Source organism: Paracoccus marcusii (assembly GCF_006151785.1).
In the GTDB taxonomy this organism is placed as follows: domain Bacteria; phylum Pseudomonadota; class Alphaproteobacteria; order Rhodobacterales; family Rhodobacteraceae; genus Paracoccus; species Paracoccus marcusii.
Genome location: NZ_VDDD01000061.1, coordinates 1 through 21,103 on the forward strand (window position 1 = coordinate 1; position 21,103 = coordinate 21,103).

The 21,103-nt window shown below is 66.7% G+C and carries 26 protein-coding genes and 1 pseudogene; 11 read left to right on the forward strand and 16 right to left on the reverse strand.

Annotation, left to right across the window (positions count from 1 at the left end):
* Positions 1 to 332 (reverse strand): MFS transporter (locus FHD68_RS10670; RefSeq protein WP_244297821.1); only part of this gene is annotated, 332 nt, incomplete at its 3' end.
* A gap of 91 nt (positions 333 to 423) precedes the next feature.
* Here FHD68_RS10670 and FHD68_RS10675 point away from each other — a divergent pair.
* Positions 424 to 870: an RrF2 family transcriptional regulator gene (locus tag FHD68_RS10675; protein ID WP_127899217.1), complete on the forward strand. Its 447-nt coding sequence runs from the start codon at positions 424 to 426 to the stop codon at positions 868 to 870.
* 18 nt (positions 871 to 888) lie between these two features.
* On the opposite strand, the gene FHD68_RS10680 is transcribed toward FHD68_RS10675, so the two are convergent.
* The 6 genes from FHD68_RS10680 to FHD68_RS10700 all read right to left on the reverse strand — a co-directional run bounded on the left by FHD68_RS10680 (position 889) and on the right by FHD68_RS10700 (position 5,980).
* On the reverse strand, positions 889 to 1,623 hold the full coding sequence (locus tag FHD68_RS10680) for an amino acid ABC transporter ATP-binding protein (RefSeq protein WP_127899216.1): 735 nt from the start codon (positions 1,621 to 1,623) through the stop codon (positions 889 to 891).
* Complete coding sequence (locus FHD68_RS19535; protein ID WP_244297823.1) at positions 1,620 to 2,195, reverse strand: amino acid ABC transporter permease; 576 nt, start codon at positions 2,193 to 2,195, stop codon at positions 1,620 to 1,622. The genes FHD68_RS10680 and FHD68_RS19535 overlap by 4 nt, the downstream gene beginning before the upstream one ends.
* A complete protein-coding gene (locus tag FHD68_RS19540; RefSeq protein ID WP_244297825.1) occupies positions 2,146 to 2,637 on the reverse strand; it encodes a hypothetical protein in 492 nt (163 codons plus the stop codon). Before FHD68_RS19540 ends, FHD68_RS19535 begins: the two co-directional genes overlap by 50 nt.
* 62 nt (positions 2,638 to 2,699) lie before the next feature.
* The gene (locus FHD68_RS10690; protein ID WP_244297826.1) at positions 2,700 to 3,791 is read right to left on the reverse strand and encodes an amino acid ABC transporter permease; all 1,092 of its coding nucleotides are present in this window, start codon (positions 3,789 to 3,791) and stop codon (positions 2,700 to 2,702) included.
* Positions 3,788 to 4,795, reverse strand: coding sequence for an amino acid ABC transporter substrate-binding protein (locus tag FHD68_RS10695; RefSeq protein WP_139085699.1), 1,008 nt, complete (start codon positions 4,793 to 4,795; stop codon positions 3,788 to 3,790). Before FHD68_RS10695 ends, FHD68_RS10690 begins: the two co-directional genes overlap by 4 nt.
* Positions 4,796 to 4,822: 27 nt before the next feature.
* On the reverse strand, positions 4,823 to 5,980 hold the full coding sequence (locus tag FHD68_RS10700) for a trans-sulfuration enzyme family protein (RefSeq protein WP_127899214.1): 1,158 nt from the start codon (positions 5,978 to 5,980) through the stop codon (positions 4,823 to 4,825).
* Between the two features lie 95 nt (positions 5,981 to 6,075).
* Here FHD68_RS10700 and FHD68_RS10705 point away from each other — a divergent pair, with 95 nt between their 5' ends.
* A complete protein-coding gene (locus tag FHD68_RS10705; protein ID WP_127899213.1) occupies positions 6,076 to 6,981 on the forward strand; it encodes a LysR substrate-binding domain-containing protein in 906 nt (301 codons plus the stop codon).
* A gap of 18 nt (positions 6,982 to 6,999) precedes the next feature.
* On the opposite strand, the gene FHD68_RS10710 is transcribed toward FHD68_RS10705, so the two are convergent.
* Complete coding sequence (locus tag FHD68_RS10710; RefSeq protein WP_127899212.1) at positions 7,000 to 7,830, reverse strand: NAD(P)H-binding protein; 831 nt, start codon at positions 7,828 to 7,830, stop codon at positions 7,000 to 7,002.
* Entirely contained in the window at positions 7,827 to 8,258 is a 432-nt protein-coding gene (locus tag FHD68_RS10715) for a nuclear transport factor 2 family protein (RefSeq protein WP_127899211.1), read from the reverse strand. Before FHD68_RS10715 ends, FHD68_RS10710 begins: the two co-directional genes overlap by 4 nt.
* A gap of 110 nt (positions 8,259 to 8,368) precedes the next feature.
* On the opposite strand from FHD68_RS10715, the gene FHD68_RS10720 reads away from it, so the two are divergent.
* Positions 8,369 to 8,941: a TetR-like C-terminal domain-containing protein gene (locus tag FHD68_RS10720; protein WP_244297828.1), complete on the forward strand. Its 573-nt coding sequence runs from the start codon at positions 8,369 to 8,371 to the stop codon at positions 8,939 to 8,941.
* A 139-nt stretch (positions 8,942 to 9,080) separates the two neighbouring features.
* Here the strand turns inward: FHD68_RS10720 and FHD68_RS10725 are convergent, their stop codons facing one another.
* Both FHD68_RS10725 and FHD68_RS10730 read right to left on the reverse strand, forming a co-directional pair.
* Positions 9,081 to 9,416, reverse strand: a complete 336-nt coding sequence (locus FHD68_RS10725; protein ID WP_164871456.1) for an Atu4866 domain-containing protein — start codon at positions 9,414 to 9,416, stop codon at positions 9,081 to 9,083.
* Between the two features lie 79 nt (positions 9,417 to 9,495).
* Positions 9,496 to 10,215, reverse strand: a complete 720-nt coding sequence (locus tag FHD68_RS10730; protein ID WP_127899208.1) for an SDR family oxidoreductase — start codon at positions 10,213 to 10,215, stop codon at positions 9,496 to 9,498.
* Between the two features lie 100 nt (positions 10,216 to 10,315).
* Here FHD68_RS10730 and FHD68_RS10735 point away from each other — a divergent pair, with 100 nt between their 5' ends.
* Positions 10,316 to 11,194, forward strand: coding sequence for a LysR family transcriptional regulator (locus FHD68_RS10735; RefSeq protein WP_127899207.1), 879 nt, complete (start codon positions 10,316 to 10,318; stop codon positions 11,192 to 11,194).
* A 20-nt stretch (positions 11,195 to 11,214) separates the two neighbouring features.
* Here FHD68_RS10735 and FHD68_RS10740 read toward each other — a convergent pair whose 3' ends face one another.
* From FHD68_RS10740 to FHD68_RS10750, 3 genes are read right to left on the reverse strand one after another with little or no spacing between them, the layout of a single operon-like run.
* Positions 11,215 to 12,660: a carotenoid oxygenase family protein gene (locus FHD68_RS10740; RefSeq protein ID WP_205963159.1), complete on the reverse strand. Its 1,446-nt coding sequence runs from the start codon at positions 12,658 to 12,660 to the stop codon at positions 11,215 to 11,217.
* The gene (locus FHD68_RS10745; RefSeq protein ID WP_127899206.1) at positions 12,660 to 13,079 is read right to left on the reverse strand and encodes a DUF6220 domain-containing protein; all 420 of its coding nucleotides are present in this window, start codon (positions 13,077 to 13,079) and stop codon (positions 12,660 to 12,662) included. Before FHD68_RS10745 ends, FHD68_RS10740 begins: the two co-directional genes overlap by 1 nt.
* 3 nt (positions 13,080 to 13,082) lie before the next feature.
* Positions 13,083 to 13,682: an NAD(P)H-dependent oxidoreductase gene (locus FHD68_RS10750; RefSeq protein WP_341872757.1), complete on the reverse strand. Its 600-nt coding sequence runs from the start codon at positions 13,680 to 13,682 to the stop codon at positions 13,083 to 13,085.
* A gap of 524 nt (positions 13,683 to 14,206) precedes the next feature.
* Between FHD68_RS10750 and aztA the strand changes: the two genes are divergently transcribed.
* Genes aztA through FHD68_RS10770 form a run of 4 tightly spaced genes read left to right on the forward strand, consistent with a single transcriptional unit; the run spans position 14,207 to position 18,040 of the window.
* Positions 14,207 to 14,977, forward strand: coding sequence for a zinc ABC transporter ATP-binding protein AztA (gene aztA, locus FHD68_RS10755; protein WP_244297829.1), 771 nt, complete (start codon positions 14,207 to 14,209; stop codon positions 14,975 to 14,977).
* Entirely contained in the window at positions 14,923 to 15,843 is a 921-nt protein-coding gene (gene aztB, locus FHD68_RS10760) for a zinc ABC transporter permease AztB (protein ID WP_341872758.1), read from the forward strand. Before aztA ends, aztB begins: the two co-directional genes overlap by 55 nt.
* 20 nt (positions 15,844 to 15,863) lie before the next feature.
* Positions 15,864 to 16,775 carry a zinc ABC transporter substrate-binding protein AztC gene (aztC, locus tag FHD68_RS10765; RefSeq protein ID WP_127899202.1) on the forward strand — a complete coding sequence of 304 codons (912 nt, stop codon included), beginning with the start codon at positions 15,864 to 15,866 and terminating at the stop codon, positions 16,773 to 16,775.
* Positions 16,776 to 16,801: 26 nt separating this feature from the next.
* Positions 16,802 to 18,040: a metallochaperone AztD gene (locus FHD68_RS10770; protein WP_127899201.1), complete on the forward strand. Its 1,239-nt coding sequence runs from the start codon at positions 16,802 to 16,804 to the stop codon at positions 18,038 to 18,040.
* A gap of 19 nt (positions 18,041 to 18,059) precedes the next feature.
* Here the strand turns inward: FHD68_RS10770 and FHD68_RS10775 are convergent, their stop codons facing one another.
* Positions 18,060 to 18,296 (reverse strand): hypothetical protein, encoded by a 237-nt coding sequence (locus FHD68_RS10775; protein ID WP_127899200.1) that lies wholly within the window; start codon positions 18,294 to 18,296, stop codon positions 18,060 to 18,062.
* Positions 18,297 to 18,418: 122 nt separating this feature from the next.
* On the opposite strand from FHD68_RS10775, the gene FHD68_RS10780 reads away from it, so the two are divergent.
* Positions 18,419 to 18,655 carry a hypothetical protein gene (locus tag FHD68_RS10780; protein WP_127899199.1) on the forward strand — a complete coding sequence of 79 codons (237 nt, stop codon included), beginning with the start codon at positions 18,419 to 18,421 and terminating at the stop codon, positions 18,653 to 18,655.
* A 14-nt stretch (positions 18,656 to 18,669) separates the two neighbouring features.
* Positions 18,670 to 19,406, forward strand: a pseudogene (locus FHD68_RS10785) (SDR family NAD(P)-dependent oxidoreductase).
* A gap of 39 nt (positions 19,407 to 19,445) precedes the next feature.
* On the opposite strand, the gene FHD68_RS10790 reads toward FHD68_RS10785, so the two are convergent.
* Positions 19,446 to 20,333, reverse strand: coding sequence for a LysR family transcriptional regulator (locus FHD68_RS10790; protein ID WP_127899198.1), 888 nt, complete (start codon positions 20,331 to 20,333; stop codon positions 19,446 to 19,448).
* 100 nt (positions 20,334 to 20,433) lie between these two features.
* Between FHD68_RS10790 and FHD68_RS10795 the strand changes: the two genes are divergently transcribed.
* Positions 20,434 to 21,103 (forward strand): aldo/keto reductase (locus FHD68_RS10795; RefSeq protein ID WP_139085701.1); only part of this gene is annotated, 670 nt, incomplete at its 3' end.

The following is a 21,103-nucleotide window of genomic DNA, read 5'->3' on the forward strand; positions in this document are numbered from 1 at the left end:
GCGCCCGCACCCTGCAGCATCCGCGCGCCGGCCAGGGGCAGAGGCCCCGGCGCGACGGCCACCAGAAGCGCCCCCGCCAGGAACAGCGCACCGCCGATCAGAAAGACGCGCCGCCGCCCGAAGCGGTCCCCGGCCCGCCCCGCCGGCAGCAGCAGCATCGCCACGACCAGCGGGTAGGCTCCGGCGACCAGCGCCAGCGTCCTGGTGCCCAGAGCCAGATCCGCGCCGATCCCCGGCATCGCGATCGCCATCATCGGCACGTCGGCGATGGTCATGGCCATGCCGATCAGCAGCGGCGTGAAGCCGCGCAGGGCGGCGGAGGAATTGGTCATGTCAGGCGACTCATGTAACTGCATAAGTATCTTTATAGCATGATCCGTCCCGGTCATGTAATCCGTAAAGTTACACGAAGGGAGAACCCGGATGCGCCAAGATACCCGCCTGTCCCGCCTGCTGCATGTCCTGCTGCACATGGCGCAGACCGAGGCGCCGATGACGTCGCAGCACATCGCCGAGATGCTGGGCTCGAATGCGGTGGTGGTGCGGCGCATCATGGCCGGGCTGCGCGACGGCGGCTATGTCGAGGCCGAGCGCGGCCATGGCGGCGGCTGGCGGATCGCCCGGCGCATGGACGAGATCACGGTGCTGGACGTCTATCACTCGCTCGGCTCGCCGGACCTCTTTGCCTTCGGCTTCTCGAATCCGCGCCCGTCCTGCCTAGTCGAGCGGTCGGTGAACGCCACCATCGCGGATGCGATCGACGCCGCCACGGCCGCGATCCTTGACCGGTTCGGAGCGCTACCCCTGTCGCTGATCGAGGCCGAGATGCGCGACAGGCATGGATGCACGCTGCCTGCGCATCGCTCGTGAAGGGCTGCGCGCCGGGGGTCAGTGGACGATCTGGCGCAGGAATTCCTGCGTGCGCGGGTTGACGGGGCTGTCGAAGAACCGGTCCGGCGGGGCCGTCTCGACCACTTGTCCCTCCGCCATGAAGATCACCCGGTCGGTGACCCGGCGAGCAAAGCCCATCTCATGCGTGACCACGACCATGGTCATCCCGTCCTCGGCCAGCTGGATCATCGTGTCCAGCACCTCGCCGATCATCTCGGGATCAAGGGCGCTGGTCGGCTCATCGAACAGCATGATGCGGGGTGCCATGCACAGCGCGCGGGCGATGGCCACGCGCTGCTGCTGACCGCCCGACAGCTGGCCCGGATATTTGTCGGCCTGTTCGGGGATGCGCACGCGCCGAAGATAATGGCGGGCCTGCTCGACCGCCGTCGCGCGTGGCGTCCGGCGTGCCAAGATTTGAGGCAAGGCGCAGTTCTCGAGCACCGTCAGATGGGGGAACAGGTTGAAGTGCTGGAACACCATCCCGACCTCGCGGCGCACGGCGTCGAGATTCTTCAGGTCGTCGTCGAGGGTCGTGCCGCCCACCGCGATCCGGCCTAACTGATGCTCTTCCAGCCGGTTGAGGCAGCGGATCAGGGTTGATTTGCCGGACCCCGAAGGGCCGCAGATGACGATCCGTTCGCCCGCAGCCACGGTCAGGTCCACGTCGCGCAGGGCGTGATAGGCCCCATACCACTTGTTGAGGCCGGTGACGGTGATCGCGTGGGTCATGCGTGGCTCCTTGCCTTGACGCCGCGCTCGAGCCAGCGGGCGTAGATCGAGATGGAAAAGCAGATCGCGAGGTAGATCGCAGCGACGAAGAGGTAGGTCTCGGTGAAGGGCGCGGGCCAAGCGGGATCGCCCGCTGCGGCGCGGCCCGCACCCAGCATGTCGAAGACGCCCACGATCATCACCAGGGAGGTGTTCTTGACCATGACGATGGCGGTGTTCGTCAGCGGGGGGATAACCTTCTGGATCGCCTGCGGCATGATGACGTGCCAGATCATCTTCCAATATGGGATGCCGAGCGCGCGTGCCGCTTCGGCCTGTCCAGGCCCAAGGCCCTGAAGGCCGCCGCGCAGGACCTCGGCCAGATAGGCTGCAGCAAAGATCGTCAGGGCCGCGACGGTGCGGCCCAGCTTGTCGATGGTCCAGCCCGCGGGCAGCAGCAGCGGCAGAAGGATCGCAGCGACGAAGAGAAGGCCAACCAGCGGCAAACCACGCACCAGTTCGATCACGCTGACTGAGATGGCCTTAACGATCGGCAGGTCTGACTGACGTCCGAGCGCCAGCAGGACAGCCATCGGAAAGCCCAGCCCAAGCGACAGGACCGCCAGCAGCAGCGTGACCGGCAGGCCGCCCCATTTGGCGGTCTCGACCCGCACCAGCCCCAGCACCCCCCCCCTGCATCAGCAGCAGCATGACCCCGATCGCCGTGGCCCATAGCAGCAGCAAGCGTGCATTCCACAGCCGGGGCGAGAGTGAGGCCAGGACCATCGCAACAATCAGGGCGATGACCAGAACCGGGCGCCATTGCTGATCGGGGGGATAGATGCCGAACAGGATCAGCCGCGCCTTGTCGTGCAGATAGGCCCAGCAGGCGCCGCCCGCGCGGCAGGCGTTTGGCGCGTCAGGGCTGCTCCAGACGGCGTCCAGGAGGGCCCAGTTCAGGGGCGGCAGCATCAGCGCGATCAGCGCGACAGCCCCGATCGTGATGGCGGCAGAGAGCGCGTCGCCGAACAGCATGCCGGACAGGGGGCGGTGAACGGGGGGCGGTGCGGGGCGGGGGGCGATGACGACGTGCTCCATCAGCGCGTCACGATCGCCATGCGGGCATTATACCAGTTCATCAGAAGCGACACCGACAAGGAGATGGTCAGAAAGACCCCCAGCATGATCACCAGGCTTTCGATGGCCTGCCCGGTCTGGTTGACGACCGTGTTCACGACCAGACCCAGCTCTGGGTAGCCGACGGCAAGCGCCAGGGTCGTGTTCTTGACCGTGGACAGGTATTGCGAGGTCAGGGGCGGGATGATGATGCGCAGCGCCTGCGGCAGGATGATCTGGCGCAGCGTGACGCGGTCGGTCAGGCCGAGGGCCCGGCCGGCCTCCCACTGGCCGCGCGCGACGGCGTCGATCCCGCCCCGGATGATCTCGCCGATGAAGGCGGCGGTGTAGAGGACGAGGCCCAGCATCAGCGCCGTGAATTCGGGCGAGAGGCGCGTGCCTCCGGCAAAGCTGAAGCCGCGCTGCTCGGGGATGTCCGGCGGGCCGCCGAACAGCGCGACGCCTGCGGCGAAGACGGCCGCAGCCCCAAGCCAGCGCAGGCGCGGCAGCAGACGAAAGGCGAGGACGGCCGCCGTCAGGGGCAGCAGCAGGGTCAGGATCGGCAGGCTGGGGATGAAGATCCCGCGTTGGCTTAGAAAGACGCCCGGCAGGGGCTGCCAGGCCTCGCGCGGGGCAGGAAAGGCTGTCGTGGCCAGCGCATACCAGAACAGCAATTGCACGATCAGCGGCAGGTTGCGCATCACCGCGACATAGCCGCCGGCCAGCCCGCGCAGCAGCGGGTGGTCCGACCGCCCGGCGAGACCCACGCCCAGACCCAGGATCGTCGCCCCGACGATCGCCAGCAGCGAGATCCACAGCGTGTTGGTCAGCCCGACCAGATAGGCCCAGAGAAAGCTGTCCTGCGGCGTGTAGGGCAGCAGGCTTTCCGAAATGGGAAAGCGAGCGCTGCGGTCCAGGAAGTTGAAGCCGACGCGGATGCCGCGCGCCTGCAGGTTCTGGACGGTGTTGTTGCCTATCCAGAGGATGAACCCAATGACCGCCAGGACAAGGGCGACCTGGATCAGGCCGCCCCGCACCCGCGCATCGTGCCAGAAGCGCGAGACTGCGATCACTGGAAGGTCAGCGGGAACATCAGCCCGCCGTCCCTGTAAAGGGCATTGGCGCCCCGCTCGAGTTGCAGCGGGCTGTCCATGCCCAGATTGCGCTCGAACATCTCGCCGTAATTGCCCAGTTCGCTAATGATGTTGGCGGCGAAGTCGTCGGCCAGCCCAAGCGCCGCGCCATTGCCGCTTTCGGTGCCAAGAAAGCGCCGGATGCGGGCATCGTCGCTATCCGCAAAGCTGTCGATGTTCTCGGAGGTGATGCCCAGCAGTTCGGCTGTCTTCAGGGCCTCGATCGACCAGGTGACGATGTCCATCCATTGATCGTCACCATGCCGCACGGCGGGCGTCAGGGCGTCCATGTAGGGGGTCGCGGGGAAGATGACGTAATCGTCCGGATTGTCCGACTGCGTCGCGCGGACCGAGGCCAGCGCCGCCGCATCGGTGATCAGCGCATCGCAGCGCCCCGAGAAGAAGGCCTGCCGCGTGGCCGAAGTGTTGTCGAAGACGACCGGCTCCAAATCGAGGCCCAGATTGGCCGAAACGTCGGCCACCACGACCTCGGTGGTCGATCCGGTTTGCACGCAGACGGCGGCGCCGTCCATGTCCTCGACGCGGGTGATCCCAAGCTCGGCCGGGACCATGAAGCCGGTGTATTCGTAGTAGGTCGGAGCGGTGAAGTTGATGCCGTTGCCGTCGCGCTGCAGCGTCCATGTCAGGGTGCGGGGCAGGATGTCGATCTCTCCGGTCTGTAGCGCGGGAATGCGCTGCTGGCCCGACAGAGGGACGAAATCGACGGCGTCCTTGTCGCCCAGCACCGCGACGGCGACCGCCCGGCAGATCTCAACGTCAAGACCGCGCCAGTAGCCGTCGCTGTCCGGTGCACCGAAGCCGACGGTGCCCTGGCTTGCCCCACAGATGAGGCGGCCGCGTTGCTGAACCGTCTCCAGCGTGCTGGCATAGCCGGTCGTGGCTAGCGCCGACATGGTCAGGGCGGCGAGTGTCAGTGTCTTCATGAAAACCTCTCTGTTGGCTGGGGGCGTTCAGGCGCCCTTTTTGTTCGTGAGAATGTCGAAGAAGGCAGCTAGATCGGCCGATAGGTCGGCAGGATCTTCCAGCCCGATCTGCAGCCGCAGGATCGTCTTGTCGTTGCGCGGATGGGGATTGTCCCGCGTGATGGTCATTGGGGCCATCAGGCTGCGCGTGCCGCCCCAGCTAGCCCCGATGGCAAAGACGCGCAGCGCGTTCAGCGCCTCGTCGAGCCGCGTCGCGTCATCCAGAACCACGCTGAAGACGCCGCTGGAACCGGTGAAGTCGCGCGCCCAGAGGGCATGGCCCGGGCTGCCGGGCAGGGCGGGGTGCAGGACCTCGCCGATATCGCGGGTGGAAAGGTCACGCGCGATATCCAGCGCGATGCGACCCTGATGGGCCATGCGGACGGCCATTGTCTCGATCCCGCGCAGGGCCAGCGCGACGGCGTCGGCCGGCACGCCCAGGCCCAGCATCCGCATCTGGTCCCGCAGGGCCCGGTGCAGGGCGGCGTTGGCGACCGAGACCGATCCCATCAGCAGATCGGAATGCCCGCCGACATATTTCGTCAGGGCCTGCATCGAGAAATCGACCCCATAGGCCAGCGGCTTGAACAGCAGGGGCGTCGCCCAGGTGTTGTCGATGCCGGTCAGGATGCCGTGCTTCTTGGCCAGCGCCACGATGGCGGGGACGTCCTGCACCTCCATCGTGGTCGAACCGGGCGATTCCATCCAGATCAGCCTGACGCTATCGTTGATCTGCGCCTCAAGGTCGGCGGCATCAGGGCGATAGATGCGGTGGTTGATGCCCAGGGGCGCAAGGAAGTTGCGGCAGAAGCCCATGACGGGCGGATAGGCGCTGTCCGGGACCAGCACCGTGTCGCCGGGCCGAAGCGTCGCGAGAAAGCAGACCGCGATGGCGGTCTGGCCCGAGGGCAGCAGGACGGAGTGCTGCGCTCCCTCCAGCCGGCTCAGCTGCGCTTCGAGGACGCGGTTCGTGGGCGTGCCGTGAAGGCCGTAGGAATAGCCGTCGAGGCTGCGCTGCCCCCGGCTGGCATAGGCGGCGGCGTCCTGGAACACGATGGTCGACGCGCGATGCGTCGGAACGGTCAGGCTGGCATAGCCCTCTTCGCACACGGCGGGATGGATGGGGCAAAGGGTGGCGTCGCGCATCGGAAAGTCCTGATTTGGTGATGATCAAGACAAACCCGAAACGGGATGTTAAACAACTGATGGGACGGCATGGGTCTATGCGCTGAGGTAATGGGATGAATTTTCGTCAGCTGGAGGCGTTTCATACGGTGATGATCTCGGGCTCGACCGTCCGGGCCGCCGAACTTCTGCAGGTGACACAGCCCGCAATCAGCCGCAGCATCGCCGACCTCGAGGCGTCGCTGCGCTTTGCCCTGTTCGACCGGGTGCGCGGGCGTCTTGTGCCGACGCCCGAGGGGCAGCTGTTCTTCCGCGAGGTCAGCGAAAGCTATCGCGGCCTTGATCGCCTGCGCTCGGCGGCGGCCTCGATCCGCGAATACGGCTCTGGCGTCATCCGGATCGGCACGCTCTCGGCGCTGGCCCTGACGCTGATGCCGCGCGCGGTCCAGCAGTTCCGGCTGGTTCATCCGAAGGTGCCGATCACCTTGCAGGTCGCGGGGTCTGCCGCGATCCGCAACATGGTGGCCGAGGGCCAGCTTGACTTGGGTCTCGCCGCCGACGAAATCGACCGCTCGGGCGTCGACGCGCAGGTCTTCGCCAGCTTCGCGGGGGTCATCGCGATGCCAGCCGATCACCGCCTGACGCGGCTGCCCGCTGTAACGCCGGGCGACCTTTCCGGTGTGCCGCTGATCGGCCTCACGCCCGAGGACCGGGCGCGCCACCGCTTCGACGCTGCCCTGATGCAGGCGGGCGTGACGCCCGACTATATCATCGAGACGCCCAATTCCTCGACCATCTGCGCGCTGGCGCTGTCGGGCGATGCGGTGGGCCTGGTGAACCCCCTGGCGACCGAGGGCTTCGTCGAGAGGGGGCTGATCCTGCGCCCGTTCCCCCCCAGGATCGCCTTCAAGAGCCTGCTCCTGTTCCGCCCCGACAACCAGCGCGCCAAGCTGGTCCAGAGCTTCACCAAGGGCCTGTTCGACCTGCGCAATTCCATCACGATCCCGGAAAGCGAGGCGTGAGAGGCTGTCGGCCGCCCCTCAGGTCCAGCCTGCGGCGGCCTTTGAGGCAAAGGTGCGGAACGGGGCCGGGGGCCGGCCGGTCATCCGTTCGACGCCGTCCGTCGTCGCGTCCGCGGCCCCGGCCGCGATGGCCTGGTCCAGATCCGTGAGCGTCCGGGCATAGCCCGCCGGCAGCCCTTGGGCGACGAAGCGCGCGGTCAGCGCCGCGGGCTCCAGCGAGACATGGCGCACCGGCCGGCCAAGCGCCGCCGGGATGAGGGCGGCCGTGTCGTCATAGCTCAGCGCCTCCGGCCCGGTCAGCACCACGTCGGCGTTGAGGGGCGCCGGCGCGACCAGGCAAGCCGCAGCCGAGGCCGCGATGTCTTCGGCGTCGATGAATCCGACCCGCCCGGTGCCCGTGGCCGAATAGATCACCCCCTCGTCCCGGATCGTTGCGGCATGCGGCCCTTCCGAAAAGTTCTGCATGAACCACGAGGGGCGCAGCACGGCCCATTCCGGCGCGTTCCGGGCCAGCCAGGCATGGACCTGCCCCATCATCGGCCCCCCGGCCTCGAGGAGCGACGCACTAAGCAGCACGAAGCGCCGCACGCCGCGCCGCATCGCCGCCTCGAGAATGGGCTCCATGACGGCCAGATGGTCGGTGCGGTCGGTCGGCGCCACGAGATAGGCCGCCTCGCATCCGTCAAAGGCCGCGGCCGAGCCCGGGGCCGACCAATCGAACAGCCGGTCCTGCGGCCCGGACGGCCGGCGCGTGCCGAGGACGACGTCGACCCCGTGCGCAGCGAGATGCGCGGCGACGCGCCGACCGGTTTTGCCCCGGCCGCCGGTGATCAGGACGTGCGCCGTCATGCCGCCGCCTCCGCGAAGGCGGCCTCGGGGCCGCCCAGGGCCGTCAGCACGGCCAGCGGGTTCCAATAGTCGCGATAGCGCGCGATGCGCCCGTCCCGCAGCGTGACCACCGAGATGTAATCCTGATTGTAGGGCGCCCCCGTGCGCGTGCCCGTCCCGCGGCACGTGAACTCGAAGATCACGGTGTCGCCGTCGGCATGGACGCTGCCGAGCCGCATCGGACCAAAGCTGAGAAGCGGGCCGAGCCGTGCCAGATGCGCCTCCAGCGCCGCCCGGCCGTCCAGCCGCCGCGGCAGCCCGTCGGGCGCATAGGGGAACTCGAAGACGACGTCCTCGGTGAAGAATTCGGACAGGTTGTCCGCGGGGGTCAGGCGGCGGCCAATCGCCGCGCGCAGAAGATCGGCGAAGCTGTCGAACTTGTCGCTCATGTCGAAACCTCTTATGGTCGGAACGGTAACGTATCGACCATATAGGATGGCTAACGTTGGAACGCAACCGTTCCGTCCAAAAGGCCAAGCGGATGCCCTCAGGCGCGGCCGTGCCGAGCCTCGCTCTGACCGAGGCGCTTTACCGCGCGTTCTTCCAGGAATGGGCCGAGCGCGGCTTTGCGGCCATCAGCCTCGAGCGGGTGGCAGCGCGGGCCGGGGCCGGGAAGGCGGCGATCTACCGCCGGTTTTCGTCGCATCATGACTTCGCCGCCGCTGCGGTTTCGACGCTTGGGGTGCAGATCGCCATGCCCGAGGATCGCGGCAGCCTACGGGCCGATGTCCTGGCCTTTCTGATCCGCCTGCGGGCCGTGCTGCGTCATCCGCTGATCCGCCGCATCCTGCCCGACCTTCACGCCGAGGCCGCCCGGTCGCCGGCGATGCGGGACCTGAACGACAGGGTGGCCAGATCGCGCCGGAACCTCGCCCAGGTTCTGCTGGACCGCGCGATCGCCCGGGGCGAGCTGCCCGGCGATCTGGATCGCGATCTCGCATTGGACCTGCTGCCCGCGCCGCTTTACTGGCGGATGGTGGTTCTGGGGATCACGCCGACGCGGACCCAGTTGGCAGCCGAGGCGGATGCGATTGTCGCGGCCCTGACCGCTGCCGGTCGCCACCAGGAATAATGTCGGGAAGGTTTCCGTCCTTGAACTTTCAAGCACATCTTGCGGTTTGATCACGGCATCATGTGCAGGCCCGTCTTGCTGGACGCGGTCGGGGCGATCCCGGCCGCGTCCGGTCGGCGCGGTGGCTTCGTCTTGCGGATCATCGCTGGCGAAAGAAGATCATTCCGGCGTGATGCAGCTCATCGTCGCTGACGAACGTGCCTCCTGCCTCGAAACCGGTATCGTCCCAGTAATGGATCCGGTTGCCGGTGATCTCGTAGCGGCCCTGATAGGCGCTTTGTCGCGTGCCGCGGGACTCGTCGTATCGGCCATTCGCCAGAAGCTCTTGGCGGATGCGTCCGTCGGCGGTGACCCACATGCCGATATAGGGATGTTGCTGCATGTCTGTCTTCTCTGTTCTGTTCGGGATTTCTGCCGCCCGCGTCGCGGGCGATGCCTCGAGCGCGGAAAGGAGTGTGAGCACCAGGGCGATCATCTGCGGGGCTCCTGCGGCTTGCGGGACATCCGGCCCTGCCATGGGGCGGGGCGCGGCCTCTGCGCGATGAGGGGCATGGTCATGTCGCCCCAGTGGGCCGGATGGTGATTTCGGACGTGTCCACGCTGTCGGGCGCCTCGATCAGGTGGCGCACCGCGCGGGCGATGTCCGCCGGTTTCAGCGCGATGGCGCGGTATGTGTCCATGAAGGCGCGCGTCTCGGCATGAGTGATTGTCGAGGCCAGCTCGCTTTCCACGACGCCCGGATTGACGCAGGTCACGCGGATCGTGCTGCTTTCCTGACGCAGCCCGTCCGATATTGCCCGCACCGCGAACTTCGTTGCGCAGTAGACAGCCGCCGTTGGCACCGATTGCAGCGCCCCGATCGAGCCGATGTTGATGATCTGGCCGTGACCCTGCGCCTCCATCGTGGGCAGCACCGCGCCGATGCCCCACAGCACGCCCTTGATGTTCACCTCGATCATCCGGTCCCATTCCTCGAACTTGCAGGCCGCAAGGGGCGACAGGGGCATGATCCCGGCATTGTTGATCAGCACGTCGATCCGTCCCCAAAGCGCAAGCGCACGCTGCGCAAAGGCCTGCATGTCCGCCCGGTCGGTGACATCGAGCACCGCAGTCTTGACCACGGCGTCCCTGGCACGCAGTTCGTCGGCCAGCGCCTCCAGCCGGTCGGTTCGCCTTGCGCCCAGCAGAACCTTGGCGCCAGCCCCGGCCAGCGCGCGGGCCAGCCCCTCGCCGATGCCGCTTGATGCGCCGGTGATCAGAATGACCTTGTCCATCCTTTGCCTCCTTTGGTTTGTGTGTCCCTTCAGGATGGACGCATCGGATCTGTTTCGGTATCATGCAGATGATGGACGCGGTGGTAAGCAAATCTGAACAATGAACCTAAACCTGCTGCCGCTTCTTCTGGCCGTCGCCGAAGAGCGGAACTTCACCGCTGCTGCTGACCGGTTGGGGATCGCACGCTCGGCCGTCAGCCAAGGCGTGCGCCGTCTGGAGGACATGCTCGGCCAGCAGCTTGTGGCGCGCACGACGCGCTCCGTCAGGCTGACCGAGGCCGGAGAGCGGCTGGTCGAGGGCCTTCGGGGTCCGATGGCATCGGTGATGACCGCGCTCGAGATGCGGGACGATGTGGCGCGCGGGCGGTTGCGCTTGGCCGTGACCTCGATCGCCGAGGAATTCCTGTCGGGCCCCTTGCTGACGCGCTTTGCCGAGGCCTGCCCCGAGGTGATCCTGGACGTGACCGTCACGGACGAGGAATTCGACATCGTCGCCCATGGCTTTGATGCCGGGGTCCGGCTGGGCGAGGTGATCGAACAGGACATGATCGCCGTGCCGATCGGCGGCGCGCAGCGCGAGACGGCCGTTGCCACGCCCCGCTATCTGGACGGCCGCAGCACGCCGCAGCATCCGCGCGATCTCCTGTCGCATCGCTGCATCGGCTGGCGGCCCAAGCCGGACACGGCGCCGTGGCGTTGGGAATTCGTCGAGAACGGACAGCCCTTCGACGTCGCGGTCGAGCCGCAGGTGACGACGAATGACCTGCGCCTGATGATCCGCATGGCGCTGGCCGACGGTGGCATCACCTTCGGCCCGTGGGAGTGCTTCAGGCCGCATGTCGAGAGCGGCGCGTTGGTGCCGCTACTCGAACCGTATCTGCCGCCCTTTCCAGGCTTCCTGCTGTATTACCCGCAGCGTCAGCACATCGCCCCCAAGCTGCGCGCGCTTGTGGATCATGTGCGCCGCTGGCGGGGTTGATCAGTGCCCGGAGCGCCTTTTCAAAGCGCGCTGTCGTCGATCCACGATCCGTGAACGCCGGCAGGGGTCCAGACCGGGATCTCGACACTGGCGACGGGCTTGCGGATGTCGCGCGCATCGAGGATCCACAATTCGCCGATATTGGCGCGCAGGTCGGTGACAAAGCTGAGCAGCCATCCGTCATCCTCGGCCTGGCCCTCGGGATCGGGCACGAAGCAAGGCTCGCCCGCATAGACGCCCTCGGGCAGGACCAGCCGGTCCACGCGGTCGCTGTGCATGTCGTATTTCACCAGCCCGCAGGTCTGCTGCCCCGGCCCCGGAAAGGACACCGCGTAGGCATAGCGGTTCGCGTGGCCCGTGAAGGCATCGTTGATCTTGGGGAACTCGATCGTCGTCTCGTCCTTGATCTCGGACCGGGCGGTGCGTGCGGCAAGGTCGATTGTCCAACGCGAGCGTCGGCTGCCCTGAACCGGCAGCGATCCGTGACCCGATACGCCCTCAATGAAGGCCGAGGCGGCCGACCAACTGGCTTTGTCGAAATGCGGGCATTCAACGGTGATCGTGCTGTCCGCATTTTCCCATGCATTCGTGAAATGCAGCACATAATAGGGATCGACGTCGATCCAGATGATGTCGCCCTTGGACCGATCGCGCGTCAGAATGCCGATCCGGCCAGGATAGCGGTCGTTCCACGTATAGGGGAAATGTAGCCCGCTGCCCAGATCGAGCGTCACGTTGGGGTCGAACCAGATGACATAATTCTCGGTGATCGCGAAGTCGTGGATCACCGAGCCGGCCGGCCCCTCGATCACCTCTGAGTGAGTTAGCCGCCCGTTCGCATCCGCGACATGATAGGTCAGGAAGGGCGGCAGCGGCGAATTCCCGAAGAACAGCAATTCGCCCGTCCGGGGATCGACACGCGGATGCGCGGTCATCATCGTCTCGAGCGCGCCGTTGAAATCATGGACGCCCAGGGTCTCCAGTTCAGGGGTGACCTCAAAGGGCAGATTGACTTCCTGCAGGGCCAGGATGCGGCCCGCATGGGCGATCACGCTGGTCGCGGCGGCGCTGGCGGTCAGGTCCATCGAACCGTCCTCGCGAAACAGCGGTGCGCCTTCCAGAGCGGGGGTCCGGATCCAGCGGTTGCGATACCATTCGGCGCGGCCGCCCGCGATGCGCAGCCCATGGATCATGCCGGCGCCATAGAACCAGGCACCCGGGTTCTCTCCGTTCTGCGGGTTGTGGCCGTTCCGGAAATACCGCCCCGACAGCGCCTTGGGGATCGCCCCGCGCACCGGCAGGTCGAAGGCCGTCGTTTCGTTGTCCACGGGGCGGAAATGGCCGGACAGAAAGCTGAGCGTCCCAGCCCCGTCGGCCATCGAACGGAACGTCGTCATCGAGCTTGCGACAGTCGCGGCGGCAAGTCCGCTTGCCATGCGCAGCAGCTGGCGTCTGGAAAGGGTCATCACTGGTCTCCGTTGAAGTGATGGTTCTGGGCGCGCCGCCGCTCGACCTTGGCCAGCTGGACAAGGCTGGCGGCCAGCAGCAGCGAGGCGTTGAACGGGTGAAAGGCCAAGGGCAGCGGCTGGGCGTCGGCGGCCAGGGCCAGTTGCACCCCGTAAAGGACAAGGATCACCCCGGCCCACCAGCCAAAGCCCCGCAGATGCCGGACCCACAATGCCCCGGCCAGCATCGCCAGCACGGGAACGGCCAGCAGGCCGCCGACGGTGCCGTGCAGGCCCCAGAGCCCGGCATCCTGAAACAGCGCCCCTCCGGCCAGCAGGAATTGCAGGAACAGCCCCACTGGAAGCATCCAAGCCGACAGGGTGAACCAGACGGGTGTGCCGCGATGCGGATCGCGAAGCGTGTCATGCTGCCTGATCATGGCTCAGACCCCGGCCGGGGTGGTGGCGCTAATCCAGCGTTCCAGCGCCGTGGCATAATCGGCGGCGGCGGCCTCGCGCTCGGCCGGCGTCAGCCGGTCGGCTTCGTAGAGGAAGAACGGCGCGTCCATGACCAGTCCGCAACGGTTGGCCGTGGCCCAGAGCGGCGCCAGAAGATCCGTGAGCGGCATCAGGTTCGCGCCGCCTGGGCGATAGGCGCTGGCCTTGTTGCCCGCCGTCACGGCCAGCATCAGCGGCTTGCCGCGAAGATGCCGTCCCTCTTCTTCGGGGACAAGATAGACCATCCGCGTCAGAATCGCGTCCTGCCACGCCTTCAGCAGGGGCGGCGTCGAATACCACTGCAGCGGGAATTGCAGCACGATCCGGTCGGCGGCCATCAGCATCGCGGCCTGCGCGTCGGCATCGGGAAACGAGACCCCGCCATCGGTGCGCGTCGCCGTCATATCGATGACGGTCACGCCATTCACCGTCCCGGCGGCACTGGCTAAAGCGGCATTCGCGTGGGATCGGCTTAGGTCAGGGTGGAAGACAAGAACAAGGGTCTGGGTCATGGCTGCCTCGGCATAGGGAACTGGCGTGACCATGATACGCTGCGATAAATCAATCCAATCGATTAACGATATGACAGGTTATCGACTGGACGAATGATTGGCACGGCCGACGACTATCTGTTCGGCGCGTCAGGACAATGGCCGGGGCTTGGGACGTCTGCGCGCTGCAGTGCCCCGGTCGGCAGAGCGGGGATACCGGCCGGGCTCACATGCCCATGGGCAAGGCCCTGCATCCCAGTTTCGCAATGATGAAAGCCTTCTCAACCCGATAGTTACTGCTCTGAATACCCGATGAGATTGGGGCTGCAGCAGCGACGAAGAGGCGGTGGACGTAAGGATCGCGGTTATCGATGGTGACGCTGTTCCACGACAAGTTCCGGCGCACCGATCGGCCGAGCTTGTCACGCGCAGTGGCCGAGGGCCACACGGCATCAAGGCAACCTTGGATGAAAACATTGTGCTAGTTCGTCGACGACTAACATCGCTGCTACGCTTCACCCCCTTGCACATCATAAAAAAGTTATACTATTACATATCAAAATCACAGGACGCCCGTCGTGCCGCCTTACCCATCATCTTCGGCCAGCTCCGCCGTCGCACTTCACGACCTGACGGCCGGATACGGTAGCCACGCCGCCATCCACCACATGACGGGGGATTTCGCGCCCGGGTCGCTGACGGCGATCGTCGGGCCGAACGGATCGGGCAAGTCGACGCTCCTTAAGACCATCGCAGGGCTGCTGGGCCCGATGGGCGGGCGGTGCAGCACAAGGCGGCAGGCGCTGGCCTATCTGCCGCAGATCTCCGAGCTGGACCGGGCCTTCCCGGCGCGGGTGCGCGATCTTGTGGCGCTTGGCCTGTGGCAGCGGCGCGGCCTTCTGGGCCGCCACCGGACCGAGGACCGCGCGCGGGTCACGGACGCCCTGGCCCAGGTCGGGCTGGAGGGGTTTCGGAACCGTCCGCTGGACATCCTCTCCGGCGGGCAGTTGCAGCGGACGTTGTTCGCGCGGGTGCTGGTTCAGGATGCGGCCCTGATCCTGCGGGACGAGCCGTTCAACGCCATCGACGACAGGACCATCCGCGACCTGACCGCACTGATTGGACGCTGGCATGCCGAGGGGCGGACCGTGCTGACCGTCGCCCATGACCTGGCGCTGGTGCGCGCGCATTTCCCGCAGACGCTGCTTCTGGCCCGGCGTGCCGTGGCCTGGGGCCCGACCGCCGATGTCCTGACCGATGCCAACATCGCCCGCGCCCGCAGCTTTCAGGAGGCTTGGGACGAGACCGCCCCCTGGTGCGCGCCGACCGGCGCATGGCAGGCCGCGTGATGTGGGATCTGGCTGTCGCGCCCTTTGCCGAATTCACTTTCATGCAGCGCGCGCTGGCGGGGGCCCTGATGCTGTCGCTCTCGGCCTGCCCGGTGGGGGTCTTTCTGATGCTGCGTCGAATGAGCCTGACGGGCGATGCCATGGCACATGCGATCCTGCCGGGCGCGGCGGCGGGGTTCCTGATCTATGGGCTGCAGATCTGGCCCATGACGCTTGGCGGGCTGATCGCGGGCGCGGTGGTGGCCGTCGGCGCCGGCGCGGTGGCGCGGCTGACGGTCCAGCACGAAGATGCCTCGATGGCGGCCTTCTATCTCATCTCGCTGTCGGTCGGCGTGGTGATGGTGTCCCTGCGCGGCTCCAGCGTCGATCTGATGCATGTGCTGTTCGGCACCGTGCTTGCGCTGGACGATGCGGCGCTAGTGCTGATCGGGCTGGTGCTGGCGGTGACGGCGCTGTCCTTTGGCCTCTTGTGGCGGGCGCTGGTGGCGGAATGTCTTGATCCGCTGTTCCTGCGATCTGTGTCGGGGATCGGGACGGTGGTGCATTTCGGGTTTCTGTCGCTGGTCGTGCTGAACCTCGTGGCCTGGTTTCAGGCGCTTGGCACGCTGCTGGCGGTCGGGCTGATGATCCTGCCCGCAGCCGCCGCGCGCTTCTGGACCCAATCCGTGCGGGCGATGGTGGCGCTGGCCGTGGGGATCGGGGCGGCCTCATCAGCCTCGGGTTTGCTGCTGTCCTATCACCTCTCGCTGCCCTCAGGGCCGTCGATCACGCTGTCGGCCGGGGCTATCTATCTGCTGTCGGTGCTGGCTGGCCCGCGCGGCCTGCTGCTGCCGCGCCTGCCGCGGCGCAGCCACCGGACCGCCTGAACCAAGGAAAAGGAAGCCTCATGATCCTCCGCTCTGCCGCAGCCCTCGTGCTGACCGCCGCCGCTGCCCAAGCCGAGCCGCCGCAGGTCGTCGCGACCTTTTCGATCATCGGCGACATGGCCCGCCAGATCGGCGGCGAGCGTATCACACTGGAGGTGCTGGTCGGCCCCGACGCAGATGCCCATGTCTACGAGCCGCGCCCGCGCGACGCGATGGCGGTGGCCCGCGCGGATGTGGTGCTGACGAACGGGCTGGGTCTTGAAGGGTTCGTGGACCGCCTGATCGCCGCCAGCGGCACGGATGCCGCCATCGTCGCGCTGACCGACGCGGCCGAGGTGCTGGAGGACCCGGCGGGCGGGCACTATCACCATATCGGCGATCTGGCGATCTGGCATGCCGGTGCTCATGACCCCCATGCCTGGCAATCCGTGCCGAATCCCCGCGCCTATGTTGCGGTCATCGCCGATGCCTTCTGCAACGCTGATGCCGAGGGGTGCCCGGCCTACCGCGCCAATGCCGACGGCTATGCCAAGGACCTTGTCGCGCTGGACGCCGAGATCCGCGCGGTGGTCGATGCCCTGCCCCGGGACCGCCGCACCGTCGTCGTCTCCCATAACGCCTTCCGCTACTTTCAGGAGGAATACGGCATCGCCTTCCTGTCGCCCCAGGGCGTCAGCACCGATGCCGAGGCATCGGCCGCCGATGTCGCAGGCCTGATCCGCGAGATCCGCGACACCGATGCGCGCGCGATCTTTGCCGAGAACATCGCCGACACCCGGCTGCTGGACCGTATCGCGGCGGAAACCGGGCTGGCGCTGTCAGGCACGCTTTACTCCGACGCTTTGTCGGGCCCGGACGGTCCGGCCCCCGACTACCTCTCGATGATGCGCCACAACGCCCGGACCATCGCCGCGGCACTGGCCGCAGAATGACCCGTTCCAACCAAAGGAGAACGCCCATGTTCAGAACCTTCGCGGGCGCCAGCACGCTGGCCCTCATGCTGACAGGCGCCGCCGTGGCGCAGGACAGCCACGACCATGACCACGCCCATGACGGCGACGTGGCGCTTTATCGCCTCTTTGTCGGCGATCACGCGGAGGGCCGCGTCACCGCGATCGACCTCTCGGACCCCGAGAACCGCTGGAGCTTTCAGACGACCGGCCAGACCAAGCTGTTCCCCGTCGCCGGCGGCGCGGTCGTGGCCGCCGTGCAGTCCAACGATGACGCGGTGCATTTCTTCAACAGCGGCATCGCCTTCAAGGATCACGGCGATCACGCCGACATCTCGGTCACCGATCCTGAGGCGATCGAGACCACGCTGACCGGCCCGCGCCCCTTCCACCTGGTCGATCATGACGGCAAGATCGTCATCAACTACGACCGCGGCGGCTATGCCGAGGTTCTTGACAGCGCCGCCCTGGCCAGCGGCGAGATCGCGCCGCAGCGCTTCCCGCAGGCCCGCGCCCATCACGGCTTCGTCGCGCCGATGGGCGGGACCTGGCTCTCGACAGTGGCGTCGGACGAGGAGGTCACGGGCGACGCCTCGGTCCCCCGCCTCGGCCTGCAGGCCTTCGATGCCGAGGGCAGCGCCACCGGCGATCTGGCCACCTGCACCGCGATCCATGGCGAGGCGTTTTCGGGCGCTTATCTGGTCGCCGGTTGCCGCGAGGGCGTGCTGACCGCGACGGCCGCGGGCGACGGCGTCGAATACCGGATGCTGGAATACCCGGCCGATCTGCCGCAAGACGTAACCACCGGCACGATCCTCGGCTCGAACGCAATCCAGATGTTTCTTGGCAATCACGGCCCCGACGGGCTGGTGGTGATCGATCCGGTCGACGAGCCGCATTTCACGCGCATCGCGCTGCTCTTCCGCCGCGTCGACTTCGCGCTGGACCCGGTCAAACCGACGAACGCATTCGTGCTGACCGAGGACGGCAGCCTGCATCGCATCAACATGCTGTCGGCCGAGATCGAGCAATCCGCCCGCGTGACCGAGCCCTATTCGATGGACGGCCACTGGAACGATGCTCGCCCGCGCATCGCCATGGCCGGGGACGAGGTCGTGGTGACCGATCCGAACGCAGGGCTGGTGCGCCGCGTCAGCACGGCCGACCTGTCCGAGCTGGGCACGATCGAGGTCGAGGGCACGCCCTACAACATCGCCGTCGCCGGCGGCAGCGGCGTCGTTCACTGATGCCCCGGCACCCGGCCTGTCACAGGCCGGGTGCGTTACCCAGTGCCGCGGCAATATCGGCGGCGCTCACCTCGGCGGCGGGACGATGGATCACCATCACCCGCCGCATCAGGTCCATCCCCAGGATCGTGATCTGCGCCGCCGGCCCCTCGCCGGCTTGATCCTCGCAGGGGATCTCGGCCACGCTGACCAGCACCTGCGGGGCCAGCCCGGCCTCGGTCCGCACCAGCCGGCGCAGGCGCCCGAAATGCCACACGGCCGTCGCCTTGTCCCTGATCTGATTTGCAAGCTTCAGCCACACCTCCGGCCCTCAGCCAACCACCGATCGACAGGATGCCTGCCTGTCGTTGCGGCCGATCAATCGGCAGGATGACGGAGATGACCGAAGCGGTGGACATGCGCCTCGGCATCGCGGCGAACGAGGGTGAGGAAGCTGAGTATTGCACAATCCAGCCAAAGATGCGTGCAGCATCAAGCAATCACGGCCCGCCCCCTAGCAAGGTTTTTGTCCGAACTTTGGTGGACCAGGCAAAGTTTCCCGAGAAACAGGCAACAACCGCCGGTCACAATAGCTCATCTTCTTCCTATCCGCTGACAATAATGAGCAAGAAATGAGCAAGATCGCACTTATGACAGGCGCCGACCATGGCCTTGGCCAAAACACCGCGCTTTCCACGGTCCGCGGCGGTGGCGATGTCATTGTGGCCAACCGCAGCAACGCTGCGCAGGCCGAGGACGTCGTTGCGGAGATCAAGGCGATCGGTAGCGAAGCCGTAGCGATTATGCGGGACGTCTTAAAGCTGGCTAGGTTTTCGACGTTTGCCAGCAATTTTCAGTGCTCCCTAAGCGATGTTTGGAGCTGTGACAGCTTTGATCATCTAGTGAACAGAGCAGGACATGGCGAGTTCATGCCATTCGCCAGGACCACCGAGGCGCATTTCGACACGCTCCTCGACATGCATGTCAAAGGTGTCGACTTCCTGACGCAGGCCCTGCGGGCGCTTATCGATGATGGGGGCGGAACTTGAACATCTCATCCGGTCTCACGCGGTTTTCGGTCGAGGGTTTCTCCGCCTATGTCGCGGCCAAGGCGGCAATCGAGGTGCTGACGCGCAATTTGGCAAAAGACATTGGGCCTCGCGGCATCGCTGTGAACACGGTGGCGCCGGGCGCCATCGAGATTAATTTTAGCGGCGGCGTTGTGCGGGACAACGCAGAGGTTAACGACCTCGATGCCGGAATGACGGCCTTGGGCCGCGCGGGTGTCCCCGACGATATTGGCTCGATGGTTGCGAGCCTGCTTTCTGATAACAACCGGTGGGTCACGGGGCATAGGATCGAAGTCTCGGGCGGGCAGGCGATTTGAACGGGTCGGCGGGGCCTCGCGCGGTGCAGCCCCGACCCGCTACTCCTTGAGATGGTCGATCAACGCGCGCAGCGGCGCGGGGACCTGTCGCCGGCTCGGGTGGAACAGGTAGGCGCCGGGATAGGGTTGGCACCAGTCGTCCAGCACCCGCTCCAGCCGTCCGGTGGCGAGGTCCTCGGCCACATCTTCCTGTTCGGTCCAGCCAGCCCCGCAGCCGGCCCGCACCGCGGCAAGCGCCAAGTCCGCCGAATTGCAGGCCAGCGGGCCCCGAACCTGAATGCGCAGCTCCTTGTCGTCCTTCTCGAAATCCCATGGCAACAACGATCCGTTGCCGAGGTTGCGGTAGCTGATGCAGGGATGGGCCAGCAGATCCCGCGGATGGCGGGGGCGGCCGTGGGCGTTCCAGTGATCCGGCGTCGCAACGACGGCCATGCGCAGCGACGGGCCGATCCGCACGGCGATCATGTCGCGTTCGACGCTCTCGCCCAGCCTGATGCCCGCGTCGAAGCCCAGAGACACCAGATCGCGCAGGCCGTCATCGACATTCACCTCGACCGTGACGCCCGGGTGGCTTCTGAGAAAGCCGGGCAGCTTGCGTGACAGCAGCGTCGAGGCCAGCCAGTGGAAGGTCGTCAGCCGCACAATCCCGGCAGGCGAGGCCCGCCATTCCGCCAGCGCCTCGAGACCGGCCTCGATCTGGGCCAGCGCCGGACCAAGGCGGTCCAGCAGCGCCAGGCCCGCCTCGGTCGGCGCAACCGAGCGGGTGGTCCGCGCCAGCAGACGCAGGTCGAGCCGTTCCTCCAGCGCGCGCATCGCGTGGCTCAGGGCCGAGGGCGACACGCCAAGCTCCGCAGCCGCCGCCGTGAAGCTGCGCGTCCGTGCGATGACCGCAAAGGCCGCCAGATCGTTGAGGTTCTGCCGCATCATCTGTGAAGGATACTCACAGGCTCATGCCACGGAAAGCGGCTAATGGGCCGCGCCGCGCGGCTCTACGCTCACGGCATCACCGCAGCGAGGAGCATGATCCATGCAGATGACCGATTACCGCAGCTTTGGCCGATCGGGGCTGATCGTCAGCCCGCTGACGCTTGGCACCATGACTTTCGGCGCGGGCCGGTGGGGCAGCGACCTGACCGAGGCGCGGGGCATCTTCGACGCCTATGTGACGGCAGGCGGCAATGTCATCGACACGGCCGACATCTATGGCGGCGGAGACAGCGAGCGGATGCTGGGCCAGTTCGTGACAGACAGCGGGCTGAGGGACCGGCTGGTGCTGTCCACCAAGTCCGGCTTTGCCCGCTCGCAGGGCCATCCGCTGCATGGCGGAAACGGCGCGATCAACATCCGTCTCGGGATCGAGGGCTCGCTGCGGCGCCTCGGCACGGATCGGATCGACCTCTATTGGGTGCATGTCTGGGACCGAACGACCCCGCCGGAAGAGGTGCTGCGGACGCTGGCCGCCGCGGTCGCGCGCGGAGAGATCCTCTACTACGGCTTCTCGAACACGCCCGCCTGGTATGTCGCCAAGGTGGCCACGCTGGCCGCGGCGCATGGTCTGCCGGGGCCGATCGGGTTGCAGAGCGCCTGGTCGCTGATCGAGCGCGGGGTCGAGCTGGACATCGCCCCGATGGCCGCGCATTTCGGCCTCGGAATCATGCCTTGGAGCCCGCTGGCCGGCGGCCTGCTGACCGGCAAAT